At 72.9% G+C, this 22,509-nt stretch carries 20 protein-coding genes and 1 tRNA gene; 14 read left to right on the forward strand and 7 right to left on the reverse strand.

Annotated features, from left to right (window positions below):
* Window positions 1–29 precede the first annotated feature (29 nt).
* Both MCAG_RS15120 and MCAG_RS15125 read left to right on the forward strand, forming a co-directional pair.
* Entirely contained in the window at window positions 30–1,184 is a 1,155-nt protein-coding gene (locus tag MCAG_RS15120) for an acyl-CoA dehydrogenase family protein (protein WP_007073860.1), read from the forward strand.
* Window positions 1,185–1,343: 159 nt separating this feature from the next.
* Window positions 1,344–3,977, forward strand: coding sequence for a helix-turn-helix domain-containing protein (locus MCAG_RS15125; RefSeq protein WP_007073861.1), 2,634 nt, complete (start codon window positions 1,344–1,346; stop codon window positions 3,975–3,977).
* A 218-nt stretch (window positions 3,978–4,195) separates the two neighbouring features.
* Here the strand turns inward: MCAG_RS15125 and MCAG_RS15130 are convergent, their stop codons facing one another.
* Window positions 4,196–4,696 (reverse strand): MarR family winged helix-turn-helix transcriptional regulator, encoded by a 501-nt coding sequence (locus MCAG_RS15130; RefSeq protein WP_007073862.1) that lies wholly within the window; start codon window positions 4,694–4,696, stop codon window positions 4,196–4,198.
* A 101-nt stretch (window positions 4,697–4,797) separates the two neighbouring features.
* Between MCAG_RS15130 and MCAG_RS15135 the strand changes: the two genes are divergently transcribed.
* Window positions 4,798–5,379: a YceI family protein gene (locus MCAG_RS15135; protein WP_036373549.1), complete on the forward strand. Its 582-nt coding sequence runs from the start codon at window positions 4,798–4,800 to the stop codon at window positions 5,377–5,379.
* A gap of 417 nt (window positions 5,380–5,796) precedes the next feature.
* On the forward strand, window positions 5,797–7,275 hold the full coding sequence (locus tag MCAG_RS15140; protein WP_007073864.1) for a hypothetical protein: 1,479 nt from the start codon (window positions 5,797–5,799) through the stop codon (window positions 7,273–7,275).
* A gap of 155 nt (window positions 7,276–7,430) precedes the next feature.
* Here MCAG_RS15140 and MCAG_RS15145 read toward each other — a convergent pair whose 3' ends face one another.
* Window positions 7,431–8,894: a hypothetical protein gene (locus MCAG_RS15145; protein ID WP_232290185.1), complete on the reverse strand. Its 1,464-nt coding sequence runs from the start codon at window positions 8,892–8,894 to the stop codon at window positions 7,431–7,433.
* 109 nt (window positions 8,895–9,003) lie between these two features.
* Here MCAG_RS15145 and MCAG_RS15150 point away from each other — a divergent pair, with 109 nt between their 5' ends.
* Together MCAG_RS15150 and MCAG_RS15155 are read left to right on the forward strand one after the other, a co-directional pair.
* Entirely contained in the window at window positions 9,004–9,696 is a 693-nt protein-coding gene (locus tag MCAG_RS15150) for a PASTA domain-containing protein (RefSeq protein WP_050777978.1), read from the forward strand.
* A gap of 93 nt (window positions 9,697–9,789) precedes the next feature.
* On the forward strand, window positions 9,790–10,539 hold the full coding sequence (locus tag MCAG_RS15155) for a PASTA domain-containing protein (RefSeq protein WP_036373552.1): 750 nt from the start codon (window positions 9,790–9,792) through the stop codon (window positions 10,537–10,539).
* A 12-nt stretch (window positions 10,540–10,551) separates the two neighbouring features.
* Here the strand turns inward: MCAG_RS15155 and MCAG_RS15160 are convergent, their stop codons facing one another.
* Window positions 10,552–11,022: a hypothetical protein gene (locus MCAG_RS15160; RefSeq protein WP_007073867.1), complete on the reverse strand. Its 471-nt coding sequence runs from the start codon at window positions 11,020–11,022 to the stop codon at window positions 10,552–10,554.
* 101 nt (window positions 11,023–11,123) lie between these two features.
* On the reverse strand, window positions 11,124–11,426 hold the full coding sequence (locus MCAG_RS15165; RefSeq protein WP_036373555.1) for a hypothetical protein: 303 nt from the start codon (window positions 11,424–11,426) through the stop codon (window positions 11,124–11,126).
* Between the two features lie 631 nt (window positions 11,427–12,057).
* Here MCAG_RS15165 and MCAG_RS15170 point away from each other — a divergent pair.
* From MCAG_RS15170 to MCAG_RS30870, 3 genes are all read left to right on the forward strand, one after another.
* Entirely contained in the window at window positions 12,058–12,939 is an 882-nt protein-coding gene (locus MCAG_RS15170) for a helix-turn-helix transcriptional regulator (protein ID WP_007073869.1), read from the forward strand.
* Window positions 12,909–13,130, forward strand: a complete 222-nt coding sequence (locus MCAG_RS15175; protein ID WP_007073870.1) for a DUF397 domain-containing protein — start codon at window positions 12,909–12,911, stop codon at window positions 13,128–13,130. Before MCAG_RS15170 ends, MCAG_RS15175 begins: the two co-directional genes overlap by 31 nt.
* Before the next feature lie 265 nt (window positions 13,131–13,395).
* Window positions 13,396–13,812, forward strand: a complete 417-nt coding sequence (locus MCAG_RS30870; protein ID WP_007073871.1) for a hypothetical protein — start codon at window positions 13,396–13,398, stop codon at window positions 13,810–13,812.
* A 657-nt stretch (window positions 13,813–14,469) separates the two neighbouring features.
* On the opposite strand, the gene MCAG_RS15185 is transcribed toward MCAG_RS30870, so the two are convergent.
* From MCAG_RS15185 to MCAG_RS15195, 3 genes are all read right to left on the reverse strand, one after another.
* On the reverse strand, window positions 14,470–15,276 hold the full coding sequence (locus tag MCAG_RS15185; protein ID WP_007073872.1) for a WecB/TagA/CpsF family glycosyltransferase: 807 nt from the start codon (window positions 15,274–15,276) through the stop codon (window positions 14,470–14,472).
* A complete protein-coding gene (locus MCAG_RS15190; protein ID WP_007073873.1) occupies window positions 15,273–16,346 on the reverse strand; it encodes an NAD-dependent epimerase/dehydratase family protein in 1,074 nt (357 codons plus the stop codon). Before MCAG_RS15190 ends, MCAG_RS15185 begins: the two co-directional genes overlap by 4 nt.
* A 127-nt stretch (window positions 16,347–16,473) precedes the next feature.
* Window positions 16,474–16,559: transfer RNA gene (locus tag MCAG_RS15195), tRNA-Leu, on the reverse strand.
* 206 nt (window positions 16,560–16,765) lie between these two features.
* On the opposite strand from MCAG_RS15195, the gene MCAG_RS15200 reads away from it, so the two are divergent.
* The 5 genes from MCAG_RS15200 to MCAG_RS15220 are packed head-to-tail and all read left to right on the forward strand — an operon-like array spanning window position 16,766 to window position 22,508.
* On the forward strand, window positions 16,766–17,569 hold the full coding sequence (locus MCAG_RS15200; RefSeq protein WP_007073874.1) for a DUF3662 and FHA domain-containing protein: 804 nt from the start codon (window positions 16,766–16,768) through the stop codon (window positions 17,567–17,569).
* Between the two features lie 6 nt (window positions 17,570–17,575).
* Window positions 17,576–18,064, forward strand: a complete 489-nt coding sequence (locus MCAG_RS15205) for an FHA domain-containing protein (RefSeq protein WP_007073875.1) — start codon at window positions 17,576–17,578, stop codon at window positions 18,062–18,064.
* Window positions 18,061–19,485 carry a PP2C family serine/threonine-protein phosphatase gene (locus MCAG_RS15210; protein ID WP_007073876.1) on the forward strand — a complete coding sequence of 475 codons (1,425 nt, stop codon included), beginning with the start codon at window positions 18,061–18,063 and terminating at the stop codon, window positions 19,483–19,485. The genes MCAG_RS15205 and MCAG_RS15210 overlap by 4 nt, the downstream gene beginning before the upstream one ends.
* A gap of 30 nt (window positions 19,486–19,515) precedes the next feature.
* Window positions 19,516–21,006, forward strand: a complete 1,491-nt coding sequence (locus MCAG_RS15215; RefSeq protein ID WP_007073877.1) for an FtsW/RodA/SpoVE family cell cycle protein — start codon at window positions 19,516–19,518, stop codon at window positions 21,004–21,006.
* Window positions 21,003–22,508, forward strand: coding sequence for a penicillin-binding protein 2 (locus MCAG_RS15220; RefSeq protein ID WP_007073878.1), 1,506 nt, complete (start codon window positions 21,003–21,005; stop codon window positions 22,506–22,508). The genes MCAG_RS15215 and MCAG_RS15220 overlap by 4 nt, the downstream gene beginning before the upstream one ends.
* Window position 22,509: the final 1 nt, after the last annotated feature.

Genomic DNA, 22,509 nt, shown 5'->3' on the forward strand with positions numbered 1-22,509 from the left:
CGGCGGAGGACCCCGTACAGGAGGAACCGATGGACTTCCGGCTCACTGAGGAGCAAGAGGCGCTGCGGTCCAGCGTGCGGGACTTCGCCCGCGAGATCGTCGCCCCGGTCGTCGCCGAGCACTACGAGAAGCGCACCTTCCCGTACGAGGTGATCCGGCAGATGGGCAAGATGGGCCTGTTCGGCCTGCCCTTCCCCGAGGAGTACGGCGGCATGGGCGGCGACTACTTCGCGCTCTGCCTCGCCCTGGAGGAACTGGCGCGGGTCGACTCCAGCGTGGCGATCACCCTGGAGGCTGCGGTCTCCCTCGGTGCGATGCCGATCTTCCGCTTCGGCACGGTCGAGCAGAAGGAGCGGTGGCTGCCGAGGCTGGTCAGCGGGGAGGCACTCGCGGGCTTCGGCCTTACCGAGCCTGGCACCGGCTCGGACGCCGGCGGCACCCGGACCAGGGCCGTCCTGGACCCCTCGACCGACGAATGGGTGATCAACGGCTCGAAGGCGTTCATCACCAACTCGGGCACCGACATCACCGCCCTGGTCACGGTCACCGCCGTCACCGGCACCCGCCCGGACGGGTCGAAGGAGCTGTCCACCATCATCGTCCCCTCCGGTACCCCCGGCTTCACGGTCGCCCCCGGCTACTCCAAGGTCGGCTGGAACGCCTCGGACACCCACGAGCTGACCTTCGACGACTGTCGGGTTCCGGCGGCCAACCTGCTCGGCGAGCGCGGCCGGGGCTTCGCCCAGTTCCTGCGCATCCTCGACGAGGGCCGCATCGCCATCGCCGCCCTGGCCGTCGGCCTCGCCCAGGGCTGCGTCGACGAGTCGATCAAGTACGCCAGCCAGCGCCAGGCGTTCGGCCAGCCGATCGGCAACTACCAGGCCATCCAGTTCAAGATCGCCGACATGGAGCTGAAGGCGCACACCGCCCGCCTCGCGTACTACGACGCGGCGGCCCGGATGCTAACCGGCGAGCCGTTCAAGCGGCAGGCGGCGATCGCCAAGCTGCACGCCAGCACGATCGCCGTGGACAACGCCCGCGAGGCGACCCAGATCCACGGCGGCTACGGCTTCATGAACGAGTACCCGGTGGCCCGGTTCTGGCGGGACTCGAAGATCCTGGAGATCGGCGAGGGCACCAGTGAGGTCCAGCGCATGATCATCGCCCGCGACCTTGGGCTGTGAAAGGAAGGGCCCCCTACTAACGCCTGAGGTAGAGAAGGGTCCCCTTCTCACGCCGCACCCCACCCCACCGGCGGCGGTGTCGGATATCCGCGCCGCCCAGCGTCGGCAGGGCGACGATTGGCTGCCGACCGTCACACCCGATCCGTACCCTTCCTGCCCATGGCTCCCGATCATGGCCGTCCGCCGGGCACGGACGGTCGTACCGGACTGTCGGACCTGCTGCGCACGCACCGGCACGCCGCCGGCCTCACCCAGGCCGAGCTGGCGTCCCGCGCGGGAGTGGGGGTGCGGACGGTCCGGGACCTGGAGCGGGGCCGGTCCGCGCGGCCGCAGCGGACCACCGTCGACCTGCTGGCCGGCGCGCTCGGCCTCGCCGGGCCGGCGCGGGCGGCCTTCGTCGCGGTCGCCCGGGGGACGGCCCCGGCCGACCCGGCCCGCGCAGCCGCCGAGCCACCCTCCCCCACCGCGCCGCCGCCGGGGAGCCCTCAGCCGGTCGGCGCCGGGCCGCCGCCGACCACCCACCCCGGGGGTACGCCGATCGCGCTCCCGCCCCCGGTCGAGCTGATCGGCCGGGAGCGGGACGTGGCCGAGCTCGTCGAGCTGCTCACCGCCGACCACGGTCAACCGGTGGTCAGCCTGGTCGGGCTGGCTGGGGTGGGCAAGACGGCGCTGGCCCTGGCGGTCGCCCACGCCGTCGCCGCACGGGCCCCGGGCGGTGCCGCCGGAGTGCTTGTCGGGGAGGGCTCGGACGCCGCGGACGTGCTCTCCGCAGCGGCGGCGGTCTTCGGCGCGGCCCGCCCGCCCGACCTCGCGGTTCGGCTCGCCGGCCGCCCGGCACTGCTGCTGATCGACGCGGTGGAGCGGGCACCCGACCCGGTGGCCGAGGCGCTGCACCGGCTCGCCGGGGCGGTGCCCACGCTGCGGGTCCTGGTCACCGGGCGGCACCCGGTCGGCGCGCCGGGGGAACGGGTCTGGCCCGTACCGCCGCTGGACGTGCCCCCGCCCGAACTCGACCCGGCCGACCCGGACGTCCTGGCCGGCTACCCGGCGGTGGCGCTGTTCACGACGCGGCTGGCCCGGGTGCGGCGGGAGCCGCCGGACCCGGCCGAGCTGCCGGCCCTCGCCGCGCTGGCCCGCCGGCTGGGCGGGCTGCCCCTCGCCATCGAGCTGATGGCCGCCCGGGGGCGCATCCTCGACCTCAACGAGCTGCTCGACCGGTACGGCGATCGCGTCCTGGACCTCGCCACGTCACCGGTCCGGCCGCCCGGGTCGGGATGGGCGGCGGGAGGCGGGGCGACGGTCACCCTGCGGGACGCGGTGGCGGCCAGCTACCGCCTCCTCGCGCCGGACGAGCGGGCCGCCCTGCGCCGGCTTTCCGCGTTCCGCAACCGCTGGTCGGTGGAGCTGGCCGAGGAGATGCTGGCCGACGACGCCGACCCGGAGGGCACGGTCGCGGTCGACCCGGTGCCGTTGCTGGACCGGTTGCTCCAGCTCGGGCTGCTGAGCGTCCGGGGCACCGGGCCGTTCCGGTTCCGGCTGCTCGACGCGGTCCGGGAGTTCGCCGCCGAACAGGCCATCGGTGCCGGCGAGCAGTGCGTCGTCCGGCGGCGGCACGCCGAGGTGTTCGCGCGGCTGGTAGCCCGGACGGCCCCCGAGCTGGCCGGCCCGCAACTGGCCTCGGCCGTGCGCCGGCTGGACGAGGCGACCGGCGACATCACCGCGGCGCTGGCCCACGCCGCCGTCGACGACCCGTCGACCGCGCTGCGGCTGGCCGTCGGGCTGGCCCGCTGGTGGCGGTTCCGGGGGCGGGACGTCGTCGGGCGGCAGTGGCTGCGCCGGCTGCTGGCCGACCCGCGTACCGCCGACGCCGATCCGGGGCTGCGCGCCCGGGCGGCGCTCGGCGCGGCCCGGCTGGCCGTCGAGCACGGCGCGGCGGAGCAGGAACTGCCGACGGCGCGGGACGCCTGGGCCGTCCTCCACCGGGCCGGCGACGTGGCCGGGGAACTGGAGGCGCGGACGGTGCTCTGCGCGCTGCTGGTCGCGACCGGCGGGCACGACGAGGCGCGCGACCAGGCCGCCGCCGTCCTCGCCCTGGCGACCCGGAACGGGTGGTTGCGTGACATGGCCGTGGCCCAGAACAGCCTCGCCTGGCACGACATCCGGGTGGGTGACCTGGCCGGGGCCCGCCGCCGGCTGGCCGCGATGGACCGGCTTTCCGCCCAGGCCGGTGAGCGGCGGCTGCGCATACTGGCCCGGGCCAACCTCGCCGAGGTGACCCGGCTGGAGGGCCGGTACGCCGATGCCGTGGAGCAGGGCCGTCGGGTGGTCGCCGGGTTGGTGGAACTCGGCGACCCGGGGGACCGGCGGCGGGCCGTCGGCACGATCGGGTTGGCACTGGCCCAGGACGGGCGTCCCGACGAGGCGGCCGAGGTACTGGCCAGTCTCCGTACCCGCGCGGCCGATGACGCGGTCCTCGGTGCCGAGCCGCCGCGCGGCCGGCCGGGAGAGTGGCGGTTCGAGGACGGGATCTGCGCGCTCATCGAGGCGAACATCGCCCTGCACCGGGCCGACCGGGAGCTGGCGGCCGAGTGGTTCGCCGCTGCGGCGGAGGCGGCCGTCGCCGGCCAGGACCGGCGGGACGCGGTGGAGGCTCTCGTCGGGCTCGCGGCCATCACCCGCGACGCGGGCGTGCTCGACCGCCTCGACCGGGCCTGCCGGGAGAGCGGGATCAGTCTGCTGCCCCGGGAGATCGCACTCCTGGCGGCGGTGCGTCCGGGCACGGCGCTGGCCTGAGGGCCGTGCCCGGGGTGGTTGACGCGGGGGCGGCGCGAGCGAAGAAGCCCCCTGGTTTTACCCCTCGCTCATCGCTCGCGCCGGCACCCCCCGGTGCCCCCCCGCTGAAAGCACAGTAACCACCGCCGATGGACATCTTCGTCCGATTCACCCCGATAGCTGGCGCTGGGCGGGGTGGTTCTGCCGGTCTTTCTGCCGGTGCGCTGCCGTGGCGCGGATCAGGATCGGGCGTCCTCCTCCGGGACCGGCTCGGTGCTGCCCGCGGTCGCGCCCGGGTGCACCGCGTCGCGTACGCGCCGGAGGCCGTCGAGGACGGCGCGCAGTTCCTCCGGCTCGAGCTGGCCGGTGAACCACTGCTCGATGATCCGTAGGTGCCCTGGGAGAGTCTGGTCGAGCCGCTGCAGACCGGCGGTGGTGACCACCGCGTACGAGCTGCGCCGATCGGACGGGCAGGCCCGCCGGCAGAGCAGGCCGTCGCGCTCCATCCGGTCCACCACCCGGGTCACCCCGCTGGTGGAGAGCGAGGTCTGCGCAGCCAGGTCGGTCATCCGAAGCTGGTTGCCGGGCGATCGGGCGAGGCGGGTGAGCACCTCGAATTCGACCGGGGAGAGCCCGTGCTCCTCGAACTGGGCGGCGAACCGGGCCGACAGCCCGGCGTGCGCCTCGACGAGGAGACCGACGGCGGTGATCCGGGGGTCGTCGAACACGTTCTGGTTCACGGGTTCATCATAGCAATACTTGACACGAGGAATATTGCCATGGCTATAGTTGCTCCATCAGTCGTTTGATTGCTGAACAATCTTCTTTGGAGGACAGCACCATGACCAGCAGCACCGGATCGGTTACCCGCGAGTGGGATGGCCTCACGATCCCGGCGGCCGGCACCTACCTGCTGGACGTCGCCCACAAGCGGGTCGGGTTCGTCGCCCGGCACATGATGGTCAGCAAGGTTCGCGGTGAGTTCGCCGACGCGACCGCCACGATCACCATCGCCGAGGACCCGATGCAGTCCTCGGTCTCCGCCACCATCCAGGCCGCCAGCATCAGCACCGCCCAGGCCGACCGGGACGCCCACCTGCGCAGCCCCGAATTCCTGGACGTCGAGACCTTCCCGACCCTGGAGTACCGCAGCACGGGCGTGAAGTCCCGCAGCGGCAACGAGTTCGTCCTCTCCGGTGAGCTCACCCTCAAGGGCGTGACGCGCCCGGTGGAGCTGGAGGTCGAGTTCGAGGGCGTCGGCCGCAGCCCGTTCGGCCAGGACATCTTCGGCTTCTCCGCCAGCACCGAGATCGACCGCGAGGACTTCGGCCTGACCTGGAACGTGGCCCTGGAAACCGGCGGCGTGCTGGTCGGCAAGAAGATCAAGATCGAGATCGAGGGCGAGGGCGTCCGGCAGGCCTGATCCCCCCGCTCCACCAGGACCCCGGGCCCGCGTCGCACCAGTCGACGCGGGCCCGCGGCCATCCACCCGGCCCGGGGCGCTGTTGTCCGCCCGGCGCGCGGACGGACCGCGCGGTGTCCCGGACCGGGCGCGAGCCGAGGAGGGGTCCCCCGGCGCAGACGGGCTGCGCGCCGGCGTGCCGGCCCGACGGGAGCGTGCGAATTGTCACGGCCTGTTCCTCGGCGTGGACGGTGGCGGGCGTTGCCGCCTGGGTAGAAAGCCCAATCGGAAGCGCGTTCCAGCCCGGTCGCGGTCGCTGCTGCGGTGATCGCCCGGCGTCGGCCTCTGGCCCGGCGCGGGGGGTGCTTTTACCGTAGAAGGTTCACAATGTGCGCTGCGGGGCGGCATGCCCCTTCGCGCCTCGCGCCGGGAGGACACATGGGCAGGGACGTCGAGCAGGGCGCCTTCTCCCGAGAGGACAGGGTCCGCTACCGGCAGAAGGTCCGGAGGTGCCTGGACGTCTTCGCGTTGATGCTGGACGACTTCGGCTTCGACGCCGACCGGCCGATGACCGGGCTGGAGATCGAACTCAACCTGATGGACCCGGCCGCCGAGCCGGCGATGCGCAACGACCAGATTCTCGCCGACATCGCAGACCCGCTCTTCCAGACCGAGTTGGGACGCTTCAACCTGGAGCTGAACGCCCAGCCCAGGCTCATCGAGGGCATCGGCTTCGCCGACTACGAGCGCGACCTGCGCAGCAGCCTGACCCGGGCCGACGAGCGGGCGGCCCACTCCGACGCGCGGATCGTCCTGGTCGGCATCCTGCCCACCCTGACCGAGCGGCACCTGGTGGCCGACAACCTCTCCACCGCCGCGCGGTACCGGGTGCTCAACGACCAGATCGTCGGCGCCCGGGGCGAGGACATCGAGCTGGACATCCGCGGCGTCGAGCGGCTGAAGACGCACACCGACTCCATCGCCCCGGAGGCCGCCTGCACGAGCCTGCAATTCCATCTCCAGGTCGCCCCGGACAGCTTCGCCGACTACTGGAACGCCTCCCAGGCCATCGCGGGAGTCCAGGTGGCGGTCGGGGCGAACTCCCCCTTCCTGTACGGCCGGCAGCTCTGGGCGGAGACCCGGATCGCCCTGTTCCAGCAGGCCACCGACACCCGCCCCGACGAGCTGAAGGCCCAGGGCGTACGGCCCCGGGTCTGGTTCGGCGAACGCTGGATCACCTCGATCTTCGACCTGTTCGAGGAGAACGTCCGCTACTTTCCGCCTCTGCTGCCGATCTGCGAGGAAGAGGACCCGGTCGAGGTCCTGCACGCCGGGGGAGTGCCCGAGTTGGCGGAGCTCCGGCTGCACAACGGGACGGTCTACCGCTGGAACCGGCCGGTCTACGACATCATGAACGGCCGCCCGCACCTGCGGGTGGAGAACCGGGTGCTGCCGGCCGGACCGACGGTGGTCGACATGCTCGCGAACGCCGCCCTCTACTTCGGCCTGGCGCGGGGCCTGGCCGAGGCGGACCGGCCGATCTGGAGCCAACTGACCTTCAGCTCGGCGGAGGAGAACTTCCACGCCGCCGCCCGGCGCGGGATGGACGCCGTTCTGCACTGGCCGCGCCTCGGGGAGGTGCCGGTGACCAAGCTGGTGCTCGACACCCTGCTGCCGACGGCGGCCACCGGGCTGGACCGCTTCGGCGTCGCCCCGGCCGAGCGGGACCGCCTGCTCGGCATCATCGAGCAGCGCTGCCGTACCGGCCGCAACGGCGCGGTCTGGCAGACGGAGACGGTCTGGGCCGCCGAGCGCCACCGGGGCATGGAACGCGACGCGGCCCTGCACTACATGGTGCAGCGCTACGCCGAGCTACAGCGGGACAACGAGCCGGTGCACACCTGGCCGGTCGACTGACCGCCGACCGGGGCGGGTTGCTGGCCTCGTTCAGGGGCAGCTCCGTGTGTCGGCGCGGCGTCAGCGCGGACGGCGCGGGCCGGCCGGCACGTCATGTCGTCGACGTGGTGGTAACCGGCGGGCGGGACACCGCCATGTCGCCGACCTGGAGTTGATCACGCCTGCCGATGGGGCGGCTCGCCCTCCCCCATCGGCGGCGGGCTCTCCGGGGCGGCCGGCCCCGCCGTGGCCCGCGACTGCGAGGCCGTGGCCGACCCGGACCGGGCCGTCCGGCGCGTCCCCGGCTTCGTACCCGGACTCGGCCGCGCCACGGTCGTCTCGCCGGAGGCGGATGCCGTGCCGGGTTCCGCCGAGACGGAACCGGGCTCCGGCGTGCCGGGGTCGTCCGTGCCGACTGGTCGGGCCGCCCCGGGGCCGGTCGTCTCGGTCGCCTTCCCGGCCGCGCCGGAGCGCTGCCTGGGCACCACCGCCGGCGCGGCGGAGCCGGAACCTGCCGTCTGCCCGCCGAGGCCCCGCCCAGCGGCTCGGCGGGTCGCAGCCCGCTGGGCGAGCGCGGTGGTCAGCACCGAGCCGGCGAAACCCAGCACGACGGCGTACGGGGCGACGAGGTGCGCCGACACCTGCTCCCGACCGAGTGTGGTCAATCCCGGCACAGCCAGCAGGTACGCCAGCGCGACGAGAAGCGGGCCGGCCCCGCCCGAGGCCGCCGCCCCGAGCCGGCTCGCCGCCGACCGGGCGGCACGTCGCGCGGCCAGTGCCCCGATCAGCAGCGCCGAGCCGAGCGCCAGCAGCGCGCCGGGCCAGTAGAACCAGCCCCGGACCCAGAAGTCGGCCCGGTCGGCGCTGAGCTGCCAGATGCCGAGTTGGGCGGTGGTCAGCCCTCGCCCGGCGAGCACTCCGTCGACCACGGCGACCACGGCGAGCAGCCAGAGCCAGCCGCCGGTGGCGATCACGTTGGCCACCGTGGCCGGCGAGCGCAGCGCCCAGACCGCCACCAGCAGCCCGATCAGCACGCCCGCCCCGGCGTATCCGGCGGCCACGGTCTGCGGGGCGGTGACGCCGGACACCTCCGCCACCCGTGCCGGCACTGCCACCAGCAGCACGGTGACCAGGGCGCCGACCGCACCGGCCAGCGCCAGCGTGATCGCCCCGGGCCCTCGGAGGGAATTGGCCGACCCCGGGTCGGTGACCGGGTCGGCGGCGTCGACCGCCACCGGGGCCGAGACGGCGGTCGAATCCGGATCGGGCGCGGTCTGCCCCGGGTCGATCGCCATCGGGCCCGAGGCGGCGGTCGGGTCCGAGGCGATCTCGGCCGGGCTTGAGGCGGTGGCGGCCGGGTCGGCTCGGCCGGGAGCGTCGGCGGGAACGACCGGGCCGCCTTCCCGGCCGTCGGGTAGCCGTAGCCGCTGAGCGCAGACCGCGCCGGCGATCGTCGAGGTGGCCGCGATCCAGGTCGCCCAGGCGATGCTCGCCACCCATGCCGCCTCGCCCGCGCCGACGCCCGCCGCCGACCAGTTGATGATGCCGAGGCCGTAGCCGAAGCCCAGTTGGGCCGCGCCCGCGCCGGCAGCGACGCCGATCGCGGTGGCGATCGATCCTCCCCAGCCCCGTCTGGCCATGCCGGGGAGCGTAACGTCCCAAGGTCGGACCGGCGAGCCGTGGCGTGGAGCCCGGCCCGGAAACGCCTGGCGCGACCCCGGTACGGTCGCCGGTGAGGTGGTGAGCGCGATGACGGACGGTAACACCGGGTGGGAGGCGTACCCCGACGACGCCGGCGCGACCGGCTCGGGCCGTTCGGCGAAGATGTTGGGCGGCGGCCTGGCCGTCGCGCTTTTCGCCATGATCGGCGCGGCCGGTGGTTGGCTGCTGGCCGGGGAGGACGGCGCGTCGCCGGGGCTCCCGGCCGCGGAGTCCGACGTCTCGTCCTCAGCGGCCCCCTCCGGCGTCCCGTCGCCGACGGCCCGGACGACCGCGCCGACGGCTCGGACCAGCGGACCCGCCCGCGCCACCGGGTTGACCGTCCCGCCCGTCGTGGGCACGGACTTCGAACAGGCGCGGGACGAGCTGCGGGACCTGCGGCTGAGCTGGCGGCTGGTCTTCGGCACCGAGTCGGGGCGGGACGTGCGGCGCACCGTCCCGCCGGTCGGGTCCCCCGTGCAGCGGGGCACAACCGTCGCGCTGTACGTCGCCGGGCCCGCCCCCTCGCTCAGCGCCCCGGACCTGGTCGGCGACGACTGCGCCGACGCCGCCGAGGACCTGGTCGAGGAGGGGCTCTATCCGCGCTACCCGACCGGGCGGACCGGCACGGTCACGGCGCAGTCACCGGAAGCCGGCAGCACGGTGCACTGGAACGACGAGGTGGCCCTGACCTGCGGCGAGGAACCGGACGAGCCGAGCGCGGAGGCACCGCCCACCCCGTGACGGCGGCTCGCGCGCCGGTTCCGCCCGGGATGGCCGGCAGCGGCTAGCGTGGATGCGAGGGCCAGCCGCCCGCCCGGTGGGAGAGGACGTGCCATGAGCGACGACCGCCAGGATCCGCTCCCCGACGACGCAGGTGACGAGACCCGCCCGCTGCCGAAAGCCGGTGACGAGACCCGCCCCCTGCCGGAGCCGGCTGGCGGGACGCCCCGCGCGGAGCCGGTGGACCCGACCCGGGCGCTGCCCCGGTCCGGGGGCACCGCCGGCCAGCAGCCGGCCGGCGGGCAGGTGTGGTCCGGGCGGGCCGGGGTGCCGCCGCCCCGGTCGGCGGAGTACCGGGACCCGGCCGGCGAGTGGTACGGCGATGAGCAGCCCGGCCGGCGGTGGTGGACGCCGATCCTGCTCGGTGTCGTGGCGCTGCTGCTGCTCGGCCTGCTCGGTGCCGGCCTCTGGCTGGCACTGTCGGCCGACGACGGCACCGGCCCCAGGGAGTCACCGTCGGTGCGGCCGACCTCGGCGCCGGCGACGACCGGGGCGCCGACGACGGAGGCGACGTCAGGTGAGCCGTCCACGACGCCGCCGTCCACCACCCCGGCCGGGGTGCCGATGCCGCCGCTGGTGGGGCTGCCCAGGGCGACGGCCGAGCGGATTCTGGACCGGATCGGCGTCGACCACCGGGTGGAGACGCGGGATTCCGACCGACCGGCCGGCACGGTGCTGGAAACCGATCCGGAGGCGGGCGCGCTGGTGCCGGCCGGCGCGGAGGTCACCCTGGTGGTGGCGGTGGCCCCGACGCCCACGACCAGCACGGCGGAGCCGACGACCACGGCGACCGCGACGCCCTGACGACGCCGCCCGTCACCACATCCGGCGTCTGGTCCCGACCAGGCCCAGCCCGGCCAGGGAGATGGCCAGCCCGAGGACGCCGGACCAGAACAGGGAGCGGCTCGTCGCGTCCCGCCGGGAGGTGGGCTTCGCGGGGGCCCGCCCGGCCTCGACCAGTGTGTCCGTTCCGACGCCGGCCCCCGCGCCGGCCGGTGTGTCTGCCGGTGTGTCTGCCGCGTCGGCCCGGGCCACCGCGCCGATCGGGCCCGGCCCTGGCACGGCCGGCGGGTCCGCGGAGCCGGCCGAGCCGGGCTCGGGCTCCTCGCCGACGACGGTGATCTCCGGTGCGGGGACCGGCGCGGCCAGCTCGGTGGTCGAGAGGGCGGGGTAGCGGATCACCACCCCGAGGGTGGTGGCGACGCCGAGGAGCGCCAGCAGCCCGAAGGCGTAGACGGTACGGGACCTGTGGTGCCGCCGCGCGGCGGGCATTATGACCATGACCATCCCAGGTTCAGGGTCCGGGACGCGCGGGGTGGAGACGTTCGCCGGGGTGGGCGTACTGATTCTATGGCGGCGGCACGCCCACCGGGACGAGTTTCGGCGGGTCAGCCGACCCGGGCCGGCGTGCGAACCATCGGGCGGCGCGGGCGGACGGGAACGGGGACGGGGATGGTGCGCTGCCGGGGCTGCGCGGCGATCGGGAGCTGGCGCAGCCCGGCGGCCTGCACGTAGATCGAACGCCGGCTGACCGCGTCCCCCGCCGCGTTCAGCTCGTAGCCTTCGAGCCAGACCCAACCGTCGTACGTGGGCCAGTCGAGCACCCGGATTACGCGAAACATGATCGGTTTGAGGAACTGGACACTCGCCGCGCGCGTCACGTGCAGTACGTCACCTGAGCGGGGAAGCACAGAGGGCTCCTGGGGAGATCGGCCGGCGGGCACGCCGGTGGAGGGTGTTCGGGGGATGTCTTGCCCGGTGACGGGGTTGTGCCTCGTGAACCGGCGGCGCTGGGTGGTGCTGGTCGGTTCGTGCGCGCTGGTGGCGCGCCGACCCCCGACCAGCACCCCGCCGCTTCGGGTCGTCGCGCCCGCCGCCGCAGTCAACTGGCGTGCAGCAGCGGGGTTCTCGGCCCGGAGCGGATCTGTCGTGCGGTATGGGCTGGCATCCCTCGACCGGGCACCCCACCCGGTGGTGGAGCGCCTTCTCCGACGGCCGACCGGAACGGTGAGTGATCCAGCCCCTACCGACAGATTGCATCAGTGGCGTGTTTCATGCAAGTTGCATGTCGACTTTTGCCGATACGTGAGCGGCTCGCGGAAATAGACGCTTGATGCCGCTGTCCCCGGGACGGCACACTGGACGCCGGTTTCGCCCGCTGCGGCCGGTCGACGACCGGCACCATCACCCCTGCCGCGAACACTCGCCCGCCGTTTCGACTCGCGCCCCCGGCGGGCGTCGACTCCGGGCGCGATCGACCGGAGGTAACCGGGTGAGGGCGAGCAGCGAGCGATTCGGTCCAGTGGGCCGCAGGGGGATGTCGTGAGCGAGCGGCGCGGCCCGACCATCCGCCGTCGGCGACTCGGCGCCGAACTGCGCCGGCACCGCGAGGCCGCGCGCATCACCATCGAGGCGGTGGCCGAGCGGTTGGAGTGCTCCGCGTCGAAGATCTCCCGCATCGAGACCGGCCACACCACCGCCACCCCGCGCGACGTCCGGGACATGCTGCTGATCTACGGAGTGTCCGGCGCGGAGAGCGACGAGCTGGTGCAGATAGCCCGGGAGGCCCGGCAGAAGGGCTGGTGGCACCCGTACAGCACGGTGCTGGTCGGGGCGTACGTCGGCCTGGAGTCGGCCGCCAGCAAGATCCGGCAGTACGAACAGCAGGTCGTCCCGGGCCTGCTGGAGACCGAGGAGTACGCCTCGGCGATGATCCGCGCCGCCCGCCCGGACTTCACCGCCGAACAGGTTCAGCAACGGGTGCGTGTCCGACTGGACCGTCAGTCGTTGTTGACCCAGGACGATCCGGTCGATCTGTGGGTGGTGCTCGATGAGGCGGTGCTGTGTCGGCCGGTGGGCGGCGACGCGGTGATGCGTGGTCAGCTCAAGCGGCTGGTGGAGGTGGCGGAGCTGCCGAACGTGACGCTTCAGATCCTGCCGTTCTCGGTTGGGGCGCACGCCGGCATGGACGGCACCTTCACCATCCTCAGCTTCCCTGAAGCGAATGATCCGGATGTCGTGTACGCGGAGAACGCCACGGGTGGGCTCTTCCTGGAGAAGAGCGACGAGCTACAGAAGTACAGCTTCATCTTCGATCATGTTCGAGCAGCAGCCATACGCCCGGAGGAATCCATCGCACAAATCGTAAAACTGGCAGAGGAGCCGTTGTGGAAATGGCGACCAAGGGGTTCCGTGGGGACCTGACGCGGGCGGCATGGTTCAAGAGCTCGAAGAGCGGGCCGAACTGTGACAACTGCGTCGAGGTGGCATACGTGACCGGGGCGGTCGGGGTACGGGACTCGAAGGACAAGAGTGGTCCCAACCTGATCTTCGCTCCGGCGGGCTGGCACGCCTTCGTCGCAGGCGCCAGGGACGGCGCGTTCGTCTGTGACTGATCGCTAACCCCATACACGACGGGCGTGGCCCCTCCGGCAGCGTGGCCGGAGCGGGTCGCGCCCGTCGCGTCTTCACCACCACCACCCCCTCGGCGGCATCCGCCGCGCGACGTGCGGCACGGGATCGGTGCCGCACCCGTCGCCACGGCCGTCCCGGGTCGTTGAACCCGTCGGGACGGCGCCGGTCGACGACCCGCCGCACGAATGGGTGGCACGGATCGGCAACGGCTACACGGAGCGGCAACCGAGCGAGGCAGGCGAGACGATGACGACGATCGGTTCAGAGAACCTCACCAACGGTCCGGGCAAGCCGGAGCGGTTCGGCGGCAAGTACCGCGGGGCCCGCCGGGACACCGTCCTGACGGAGGTCGTCTCCACCGACAGCGAGATCGGCGCCCGGGACGGCGGATCGGCGGCCATCGACCAGGCCGGCCCGCCGCTGTCGCTGCCGTCGCTGGATCCGAACCCGCTCACCGAGCCGTCGTTCCCGCCGTCGGGCTGGTCGACCGGATCGTCGGCCACCGACTCCCTGGTCGACCATCCGTTGCTGCGCGGGCTGCTGCTGGAGTTGCCCCCCAAGGGCAGCGTGCCGCCACCCGGCTGGCTGGACCGCTGGTTCGAGGCCACCCGAGCGATCCTGGAACTGCTGTACGTGCAGGGCGGCGCTGGCCGCTCGCGCTGACCCGGGGCGCGGGGTCACCGTGCGTTCGACCAGCCGGCTGTGGCGTAGCGCGTGCCGTACCCCGATCGCGGCGATGCCCAGCGCGGCGACGGTGATGGCGGTGCCGGTGGTGCCGGGTCCGGCGAAGAGGTCCAAATTACTGGCCGACAGCACGCCCGGGACCGTGGCCAGGCCGGTGACCTGGAGCGGCAGGCCGACCAGCGGATGTGCGGCGGCGGCCCGCAGCCCGGGCGGGGCCGGGGTCTCCGGCGCGGCGGCGAACGCTCCGGCACCGGTCCGCAGCCAGCGGACCCGGCGGGCGGTGACGACCGTCACCAGCAGCGCGGGGGTGGCCGCCAAGGCCAGTCCGGCGGCGGCCCGGTCGATCGTCCCGGTGCCGGCGCTGGTCAGCCCGGCGGCGAGCACGGCCGCGGTCAGGGCGAGGCCGGTCAGGGTCAGGGCGAGCAACCATCCGGTACGCCGCCGCAGCGCGCTGGCGAGGTGCGGCCGGGGCAGCCGGTCGGCGAGGAGCCCCGCGGCCAGCCAGACGCCCGCGATCGGCAACAGCACGATGAGATGCCCGTCCATGGCATCAGCCTTGCCCAGTTCGACGCCCGCCGAATCCGGCCCGGCCCCCGGTTCGTCCCGTAGCCCGATCCCGTAGGGGGCGAGGAGGGGTCAGACGGCGAAGGTGGCAGGGCGCTCGGTGGCCGGGGTGGGCGGCTTCGCCTTCCACAGGCCGGTCTTCTGCGCCGCCAGCCGGGCCAGGTACGCCGGGTTGAGGATGACGTACCGACGCCAGAGTCGCTTCGGCTCCAGGCCGAGCCGCCAGAACCACTCCAGGCCGGCCCGCTGCATCCACGGTGGTGGGTTGCGCAGCAGCCCCGCGTGGTAGTCGAAGGCCGCGCCGACGGCCATCATCGGCATGTCCAGCAGCGGACGCATCGCGTACGTGAAGACCTCCTGGCGGGGGCAGCCGAGCCCGACCAGGACGAGCCGGGCCCCGCTGGACCTGATCCGGTCGGCGATCTCGACGTCCTCGCCCGGCTGCACGGCGCGGAACTTCGACGGCTCCACCCCGGCGATCTTCAGCGCCGGGAACATCCGCTCCAGCGCCGGGATCAGCCGGGACAGCGTCTCCTCCGTCGAGCCGTACAGGTAGACCGGCAGGCCCTCCTCGGCAAACCGCCGCAGCACGTGCAGGGTCAGCAGCGGGCCGTAGACGCGGTCGGCCAGGCCGGCGTGGTGCAGCACGTTCAGCGCCCAGCGCACCGGCTGACCGTCCGGGGTGACCACGTCGAACGAGTTGAGCCGGGCGTTGTGGGCCGGGTCGAGCACCCCGGTCATCACCCCGTGCACGGCGAGCGCGGTGAGCGCCAGCGGCCGGCGCTCGTGCGCCGCCGCCACCACCCGCTCGGTCGCGGTGGCGTAGTCGGTGGCGTCGACGAGGACGCCGAGAACGTTGCGCTTGCTGCCGTCGGTCATGACGCCGGAACCCACTTGTCCACGTTGGCCTCGTAGATCTCGCGCATGATCATCGGTACGTCGTAGACCTGTTTCCAGCCCGGGTAGTCGGCCTGGAACGCCTCGTTCGAGCCGATCCACCACTTGTGGTCGCCGATCCGGTTCGCCTCGACGTAATCGGTGATCATCTCCTGGCCGGTGATCTGCTCGGCCAGGGCGAACGCCTCGCGGTTGGAGGTGTTGGAGTGCCGGCCGCCGCCGAGGTTGTAGACGGCCGCCGAGCGGGGCTCGCGGAAGAACGCCTCGAACGCCGACACCACGTCCGAGCTGTGGATCGCGTCCCGGACCTGCTTGCCCTGGTACCCGAAGATCTTGTACGTCCGGCGTTCCATGTTGGCGCGCATCACGTACCCGAGGAAGCCGTGCAGCTCGGTCGCGGAGTGCGCCGGGCCGGTCAGCGTGCCGCCCCGAAAGCAGGCGGTCCGCATCCCGAAGTAGCGGCCGTACTCCTGCACCATCACGTCGGCGGCGACCTTGGACGCGCCGAAGACCGAGTGCAGGCAGGCGTCGATCGACATGTCCTCGCGGATGCCCTGCTCGTACGGGTGTCCCGGCTCGATCTCCCAGCGGGTCTCCAGCTCGACCAGCGGCAGGCTGTTGGGGCGGTCGCCGTACACCTTGTTGGTGGAGCAGTGGATCACCGGTGCCTCGGGGCAGTGCTCGCGCACGTTCTGTAGCACGTTGAGGGTGCCGCCGGCGTTGACGTCGAAGTCGGTGAACGGGTCCCGCACCGCCCAGTCGTGCGACGGCTGCGCGGCGGTGTGGATGACCACGGCGATGTCGCGGCCGTATCGGGCGAAGAGCTTCGCCAGCGAGTCGCGGTCCCGGATGTCGATGCTGTGGTGGGCGTACGCCCCGCCCAGGTCCTCGGCCAGCCGCCGGACGTTCCACGCGGTCGACGCCTCGGCGCCGAAGAACTCCTGCCGCATGTCGTTGTCGATGCCGACGACGTCGAGACCGAGGCCGGCGAAGTGCCGGACCGCCTCGGATCCGATCAGGCCGCCCGACCCGGTCACCAACGCGACACTCACACGCCACTCCTGGTCCATCGGAGGCAGGGAAACGATCGGAGCATAGCGTGACGTCCGGCACCCACCGGACGCGACGCCGGGCCCGTGAACGGCGGAAGGGCCCCGCATCGCTGCGGAGCCCTTACTGTGGTGGGGAAGGGGGGAGTTGAACCCCCACGCCCTTTCGGGCACACGGACCTGAACCGTGCGCGTCTGCCATTCCGCCACTTCCCCGTGGCTTGACCCGGAACACTCTAGCCTGCCCGGATCCGCTGTCCCCAGCGGCCCGGCACATCCTATGGCGTTCCTGGTCTGCGCCGCGACCGGTTACCGTTCGTGGCGGACGAAACTGTAGCACGGCGGAAAGGGCCCGTTCGAACGGGCCGGCGACGGCCGGCCGAGCGGCGTGTGAGCTGCGCGCGCGTCGGCCGGATACCATCATGTCCTCGGGACCCGAGGAGGAGCCGGTGAGCGTGCTGCAACGCTTCGAGAAGCGTCTGGAAGGCCTGGTGGAGGGAGCCTTCGCCAAGGTCTTCAAAGGGGTGGTCCACCCCGTGGAGATCCTCAACGCCATGCAGCGGGAGGCCGAGGCGCACAAGGCGATCCTGGCCGGCGGGCGCACGTTGGTGCCCAACCGCTACGTGATCGATCTCTCGCCCTACGACCACAACCGTCTGGCGCCGTACGCCGCCGCGCTGGCTCAGGAGCTGGCCCAGTCGCAGGCGGAGTTCATCGGCGAGCAGGCCTGGACGGTCTACGGCGACGTCATCGTCGAGATCGAGCGCGGCGAGGGGCTCGACACCGGCATGTTCCGGGTCACCGCCGAGGTCTACACCGGCGGCGACGTGGCACCGGTCTCCGCGCCCGGCTACGACCAGGGCGGCTACGACGTGGGCCCGCCCGCGTACCCGGCGTACGACCAGGGTGGCGGCTACGGCCCGCCACCGGGGCACGGCGGCGGGCGCAACGTCCGGCTGGTCTCCGGCGACGGCCGCACCTACCCGCTCCAGATGGGGTCGACGGTGATCGGCCGGGGCGACCAGGCCAACCTGCGCCTGCCCGACGTCGGCATCTCCCGGCGACACGCCCGGTTGGACTTCGACGGCGGCCAGGTCGTGCTGACCGACCTCGGCTCGACCAACGGCACGATGGTCAACGGCCAGCGCGTCTCCGCCGTCGCCCTCAACCCGGGCGACATGATCCAGCTCGGCACCACCACCCTGACCTTCCGCGTGGACGGCTGATCCGCCTTGCCGGAACTCGTCATCACCGTCGCCCGGTTCGGGTTCCTGATCCTGCTGTGGATCTTCGTGTTCACGGTGGTCGGCGTCATCCGCCGGGACCTGTTCGCTGGTGCCCGGTCGGGCCGGTTGGTGGCCGCGCCCCGGGCGGTCGGCGCCTCGACCGGCCAGCCGCAGGCCAAGCCGGCCAAGGTGAAGCGGGGCAGGGCCGCGCACCAACTGGTGGTGACCGCCGGTCAGCTCGCGGGCACCCGGATCACCCTGGGCGAGGCACAGATCACCATCGGCCGGGCCGAGGACTCGACGCTCGTCATCACCGACGACTACGCCTCGGCGCGACACGCCCGACTCGTGCCACGTGACGGGCAGTGGTTCGTCGAGGACCTCGGATCGACTAACGGCACCTACCTGGATCGCGCTAAGGTCACCGGACCAACCCCCGTCCCCCTCGGCGTGCCGATCCGTATCGGGCGCACCTCTCTCGAATTACGGCCATGACTCTGACCCTGCGCTATGCGGCCCACAGCGACCGCGGTCTGATCCGAGACGGTAACCAGGACTCCGTCTACGCCGGGCCGCGGCTTCTCGCCGTCGCCGACGGCATGGGCGGCATGGCCGCCGGTGACGTCGCCAGCAACATCGTCATCGGTGCCATGGCGCCGCTCGACGAAGACGTCCCCGGGGACGCGCTCGTCGACGCGCTGCGTTCGGCCGTGGGCACCGCCAACCAGCAACTCCGCGACACCGTGGACGCCAACCCGCAGCTTGAGGGGATGGGCACCACGCTGACCGCGACTCTCTTCTCGGGCACCAAGCTCGGCATGGTCCACATCGGCGACTCGCGGGCCTACCTCCTGCGCAACGGCGAGTTCGCGCAGATCACCAAGGACGACACGTACGTCCAGATGCTCGTCGACGAGGGCCGGATCAGCGCCGAGGAGGCGAGCAGCCACCCCCAGCGCTCGCTGCTCACCCGGGCGCTCGACGGGCGCGACATCGACCCGGAATACAGTGTCCGGCAGGTGCTCCCCGGCGACCGCTACCTGATCTGCAGCGACGGCCTCTCCGGAGTGGTGAGCGCCGAAACCATCGCCGACACCATGCGGGAGTACGCCGACCCGCAGCAGTGCGTCGAGCGGCTCGTCCAGCTCGCGCTGCGCGGCGGTGGCCCGGACAACATCACGGTGATCATCGCCGACGCCACCGACCAGGACATCGTCGAGGCGAGCCCGATCGTAGGCGGCGCCGCCGCCCGGGACCGGGGCATGGCCACCTCCGCCGACGTCTCCACCCCCGCCGCGCGCGCCTCCGCGCTCTCCGCCCCCCGGCCGCCCGCCCCGGAGGAGCCGGCCGAGGACGGCGACGACGACCGCCCGAAGCATCGCCCCCTGCGCACCGTGGCGATGACCCTCGCCCTGCTGGTCATCCTCGGCGGCGCGCTCTTCGGCGGGTGGACCTACACGCAGCGGCAGTACTACGTCGGTGCCACCGAGGACGGCCGGGTGGCCGTGTTCCGGGGCGTGCAGGGGCAGATCGCCGGCCTCGACCTCTCCGCCGTGCACTCCACCAGCCCCGCCCGGCTCGACGACCTCACCCTCGCCGCGCAGGAGCAGGTCAAGCAGGGCATCCCCGCCCGGGACGAGCCCGACGCCGAGCGCCGGCTGGCCGAGCTGACGAGCGACGACCCGCTGAACCCGAACCTCAAGCCGATCTGCCAGCCGACCGCGACGCCGACACCCGAGGCGGTGACACCGGGGCCCACGAGGTCCCCGGTCACCCCGGGCGCGACCCGCACGGCGTCCGGCAGTCCCCGGCCCGTCGCCACCACCCCGACCCCCGCGCCCACCGAGACGCCCGACGTGCTGCCCTCCGACACGGTTCCGCCGGCCGACCCGGCCGGGTGCCGGTCGCCGGAGTGAGCGTCGGCTGAGAAACCCGAGGACACCTCCGTGACCGCTGCCGCCGCACCGGCCGCCTCGCCCGCCACGACGGGCGAGCAGCCCGGCGTACGCCTGGCCCGGTCGCGGCGCAACGCCGAGCTGTCGTTGCTGCTGCTGGCTCTGGTGATCGTCGCCGCGTACGGCGCGACGGTGGAGGCGACCGTGCTCGGCACGGTCACCCCGGACTTCTGGGTCCCCACCGCCGTGCTGGCGGGCGTCTTCCTCGCCCTGCACGTCGTCATCCGCTTCCTGGCACCCTTCGCGGATCCGGCGCTGCTGCCGGCGGTGGCGCTGCTCAACGGCATCGGGGTGGGCTTCCTGCGCCGGCTCGACCTGGCTCGGGCCGCCCCCGCAGACCGGGAGACCCTGGCGATCTTCGCCGGCAACGGCGGCCGGCAGTTCGCCTGGACGCTGGCGTCGGTGGTCCTGGCCGCCGGCCTGCTGGCGCTGATGCGCGACCACCGGTCGATCTCCCGGTACGCGTACACGCTGGGCCTCGCCGGCATCGTGCTGGTGATGATTCCGGCGGTGCTGCCCGCGAAGTACTCGGAGATCTACGGCGCGAAGCTGTGGATCCGCGTCGGCGGGTTCAGCATCCAGCCCGGTGAGTTCGCGAAGCTGGCGCTGCTTGTCTTCTTCGCCTACTACCTGGTGCGCAAGCGCGAGGTGTTGTCGCTGGCCAGCCACCGGTTCCTCGGTATCGACTTCCCGCGCGGGCGGGACCTGGGCCCGGTGCTCGCGGTCTGGGTGCTGAGCGTGCTCGTCCTCGTCTTCGAGAAGGACCTGGGCACCTCGCTGCTGTACTTCGGCATGTTCGTGGTGACGTTGTACATCGCGACCGAGCGGGTGAGCTGGCTGCTCATCGGCCTGATCCTGTTCTTCGGCGGCGCGTACCTCGCGTACGTGCTCGGCGACGTCGTCGGCGGGCCGTTCGCCAACTTCCACCTGCGGGCCCAGATCTGGCTGGACCCGTTCGCCGACCCCTACCAGGACGGCTACCAGCTCGTCCAGGGCCTGCTGGCGCTGGGCAGCGGCGGTCTGTTCGGCGCGGGTCCGGGCGGCGGGGAGCCGCTGGAGATCCCCGAGGTGCAGAACGACTTCATCTTCGCCGGCATCGGCGAGGAGATCGGCCTGTTCGGCCTCTCCGCGCTGCTGGTGATCTACCTGCTCATCGTGGAGCGGGGGCTGCGGGCCGCGCTCGCCGTGCGGGACTCGTTCGGCAAGCTGCTCGCCGGCGGCCTCGCCTTCACCCTCGGCCTCCAGGTGTTCGTGATCGTCGGCGGGATCAGCAAGCTCATCCCGCTGACCGGCCAGACCACCCCGTTCCTCTCCGCCGGTGGCTCGTCGCTGATGGCGAACTGGCTGCTCATCGCGGTGCTGCTGCGGGTATCCGACGCCGCCCGCCGCCCGGTTACCAGCGGCGGCGGCCCGGCGGCCCGAGCCGGGGGCGGTCCACCCGAGCAATTGCACGGTGCCCCCACGGAGGTGATCCGGCCGTGAACGCACCCCTGCGCCGCGTCGGCGTCGTCGCGATGGTCCTGTTCGGTCTGCTCTTCGCGAACCTGAACTGGATCCAGGCATACAAGGCCGACGAGTACCGCAACAGCGACTACAACGGCCGGGTCCAGGTGGCCGAGTACGAGCGCAAGCGCGGCAACATCGAGGCCGGCGGCACCGCGTTGGCCACCAGCAAGGAGACCAGCGGCAAGCTGAAGTTCCTGCGCACCTACCCCGGTGGGGAGAAGTACGCGCACGTGCTCGGCTACAAGCCGGTCAACCTCGGCGACACCGGCATCGAGCGGGTCGAGAACGACTTCCTCGCCGGCACCAGCGACGCGCTGATCGCCAACCGGATCAAGGACATGTTCACCGGCGACGAGACCGGCGGCGGCAACGTGCTGCTGACCCTCTCCAAGCGGGCCCAGGACGCCGCGTACAACGGGCTGGCCGACAACCAGGTCGGGGCGAAGAAGGGCGCGGCGATCGCGTTCGACCCGCGCACCGGCGCGGTGCAGGCGCTGGTCTCCATGCCCAGCTTCGACCCGAATCCGCTGGCCAGTCACGACACCGACGAGGCGACGGCGGCGTACAACAGGCTGGAGCAGGCCGAGGGCGGCCCCTTGAAGAACCGCGCGTTGTCGGAGGTGCTGCCCCCGGGCTCCACCTTCAAGATCGTGGTGGCCGCCGCCGCGCTGGAGAACGGCATCGGCAAGAACACCCAGATCCCGGCCGGCCCCAGCTACACCCCACCGACCTCGGGCACCCCGATCCGCAACGCGGTGCCGTCGATCTGCCCCGAGTCCGAGGTCACCCTCATCGACGCGGTCACCGAGTCCTGCAACACGGGCTTCGCCCAGCTCGGCGTGAAGCTCGGCGCGGAGACGGTGAAGGAGAAGGCCCGGCAGTTCGGCTTCGAGCAGGACGACCTCACCGTCGGCCAGCTCGGCGAGGACGGCCTGCCGGTGGCGGCCAGCCGCACCGGTGCCATGCAGGGCCCCGACGGCAGCACCGACCCGGCCGCGCTGGCCCAGTCCTCCATCGGCCAGCGGGACGTCAAGATGACTCCGTTGCAGGGGGCGCTGATCGCCGGAGCGGTCGCCAACGGCGGCAGCCAGATGCGGCCGTACCTGGTCCGGCAGCTCCTCGCGCCGGATCGCACCACCAGCTACTACACGGCCAAGCCGCGCGAGCTGCGCCAGCCGGTCAGCGGGCAGGTCGCGTCGGACCTGCGCGACATGATGGTGAGCGTGGTGGAAAACGGCACCGGCCGCAACGCGAAGTTCAACGGCTACACCGTCGGTGGCAAGACCGGCACCGCCCAGTCCGGCCCGCAGACGCCCGACCACGGCTGGTTCATCGGCTTCGCCCTGGACTCCAAGGGCACGCCGGTCTCGGCGGTCTGCGTCGTGCTGGAGGAGGCCGGCAGCGGCGGCAGCGCCGAGGCGGCCCGGATCGCCGGCAAGATCATGCAGGCGGCAGCCGCCGATTCCGGGGGGCGCTGAC

It is taken from the genome of Micromonospora sp. ATCC 39149 (assembly GCF_000158815.1).
Taxonomy (GTDB): Bacteria; Actinomycetota; Actinomycetes; order Mycobacteriales; family Micromonosporaceae; genus Micromonospora.

What these genes read in the sequence shown, in the direction of transcription:
- MCAG_RS15175 (WP_007073870.1), top strand. Translation starts at nt 12,909, where the DNA reads ATGGCGACCAAGGGGTTCCGTGGGGACCTGACGCGGGCGGCATGGTTC.
- MCAG_RS15200 (WP_007073874.1), top strand. Translation starts at nt 16,766, where the DNA reads ATGTCCTCGGGACCCGAGGAGGAGCCGGTGAGCGTGCTGCAACGCTTC.
- MCAG_RS15140 (WP_007073864.1), top strand. Translation starts at nt 5,797, where the DNA reads ATGGGCAGGGACGTCGAGCAGGGCGCCTTCTCCCGAGAGGACAGGGTC.
- MCAG_RS15145 (WP_232290185.1), bottom strand. Translation starts at nt 8,894, where the DNA reads ATGGCCAGACGGGGCTGGGGAGGATCGATCGCCACCGCGATCGGCGTC.
- MCAG_RS15150 (WP_050777978.1), top strand. Translation starts at nt 9,004, where the DNA reads ATGACGGACGGTAACACCGGGTGGGAGGCGTACCCCGACGACGCCGGC.
- MCAG_RS15160 (WP_007073867.1), bottom strand. Translation starts at nt 11,022, where the DNA reads ATGGTCATGGTCATAATGCCCGCCGCGCGGCGGCACCACAGGTCCCGT.
- MCAG_RS15210 (WP_007073876.1), top strand. Translation starts at nt 18,061, where the DNA reads ATGACTCTGACCCTGCGCTATGCGGCCCACAGCGACCGCGGTCTGATC.
- MCAG_RS15155 (WP_036373552.1), top strand. Translation starts at nt 9,790, where the DNA reads ATGAGCGACGACCGCCAGGATCCGCTCCCCGACGACGCAGGTGACGAG.
- MCAG_RS30870 (WP_007073871.1), top strand. Translation starts at nt 13,396, where the DNA reads ATGACGACGATCGGTTCAGAGAACCTCACCAACGGTCCGGGCAAGCCG.
- MCAG_RS15185 (WP_007073872.1), bottom strand. Translation starts at nt 15,276, where the DNA reads ATGACCGACGGCAGCAAGCGCAACGTTCTCGGCGTCCTCGTCGACGCC.
- MCAG_RS15125 (WP_007073861.1), top strand. Translation starts at nt 1,344, where the DNA reads ATGGCTCCCGATCATGGCCGTCCGCCGGGCACGGACGGTCGTACCGGA.
- MCAG_RS15120 (WP_007073860.1), top strand. Translation starts at nt 30, where the DNA reads ATGGACTTCCGGCTCACTGAGGAGCAAGAGGCGCTGCGGTCCAGCGTG.
- MCAG_RS15135 (WP_036373549.1), top strand. Translation starts at nt 4,798, where the DNA reads ATGACCAGCAGCACCGGATCGGTTACCCGCGAGTGGGATGGCCTCACG.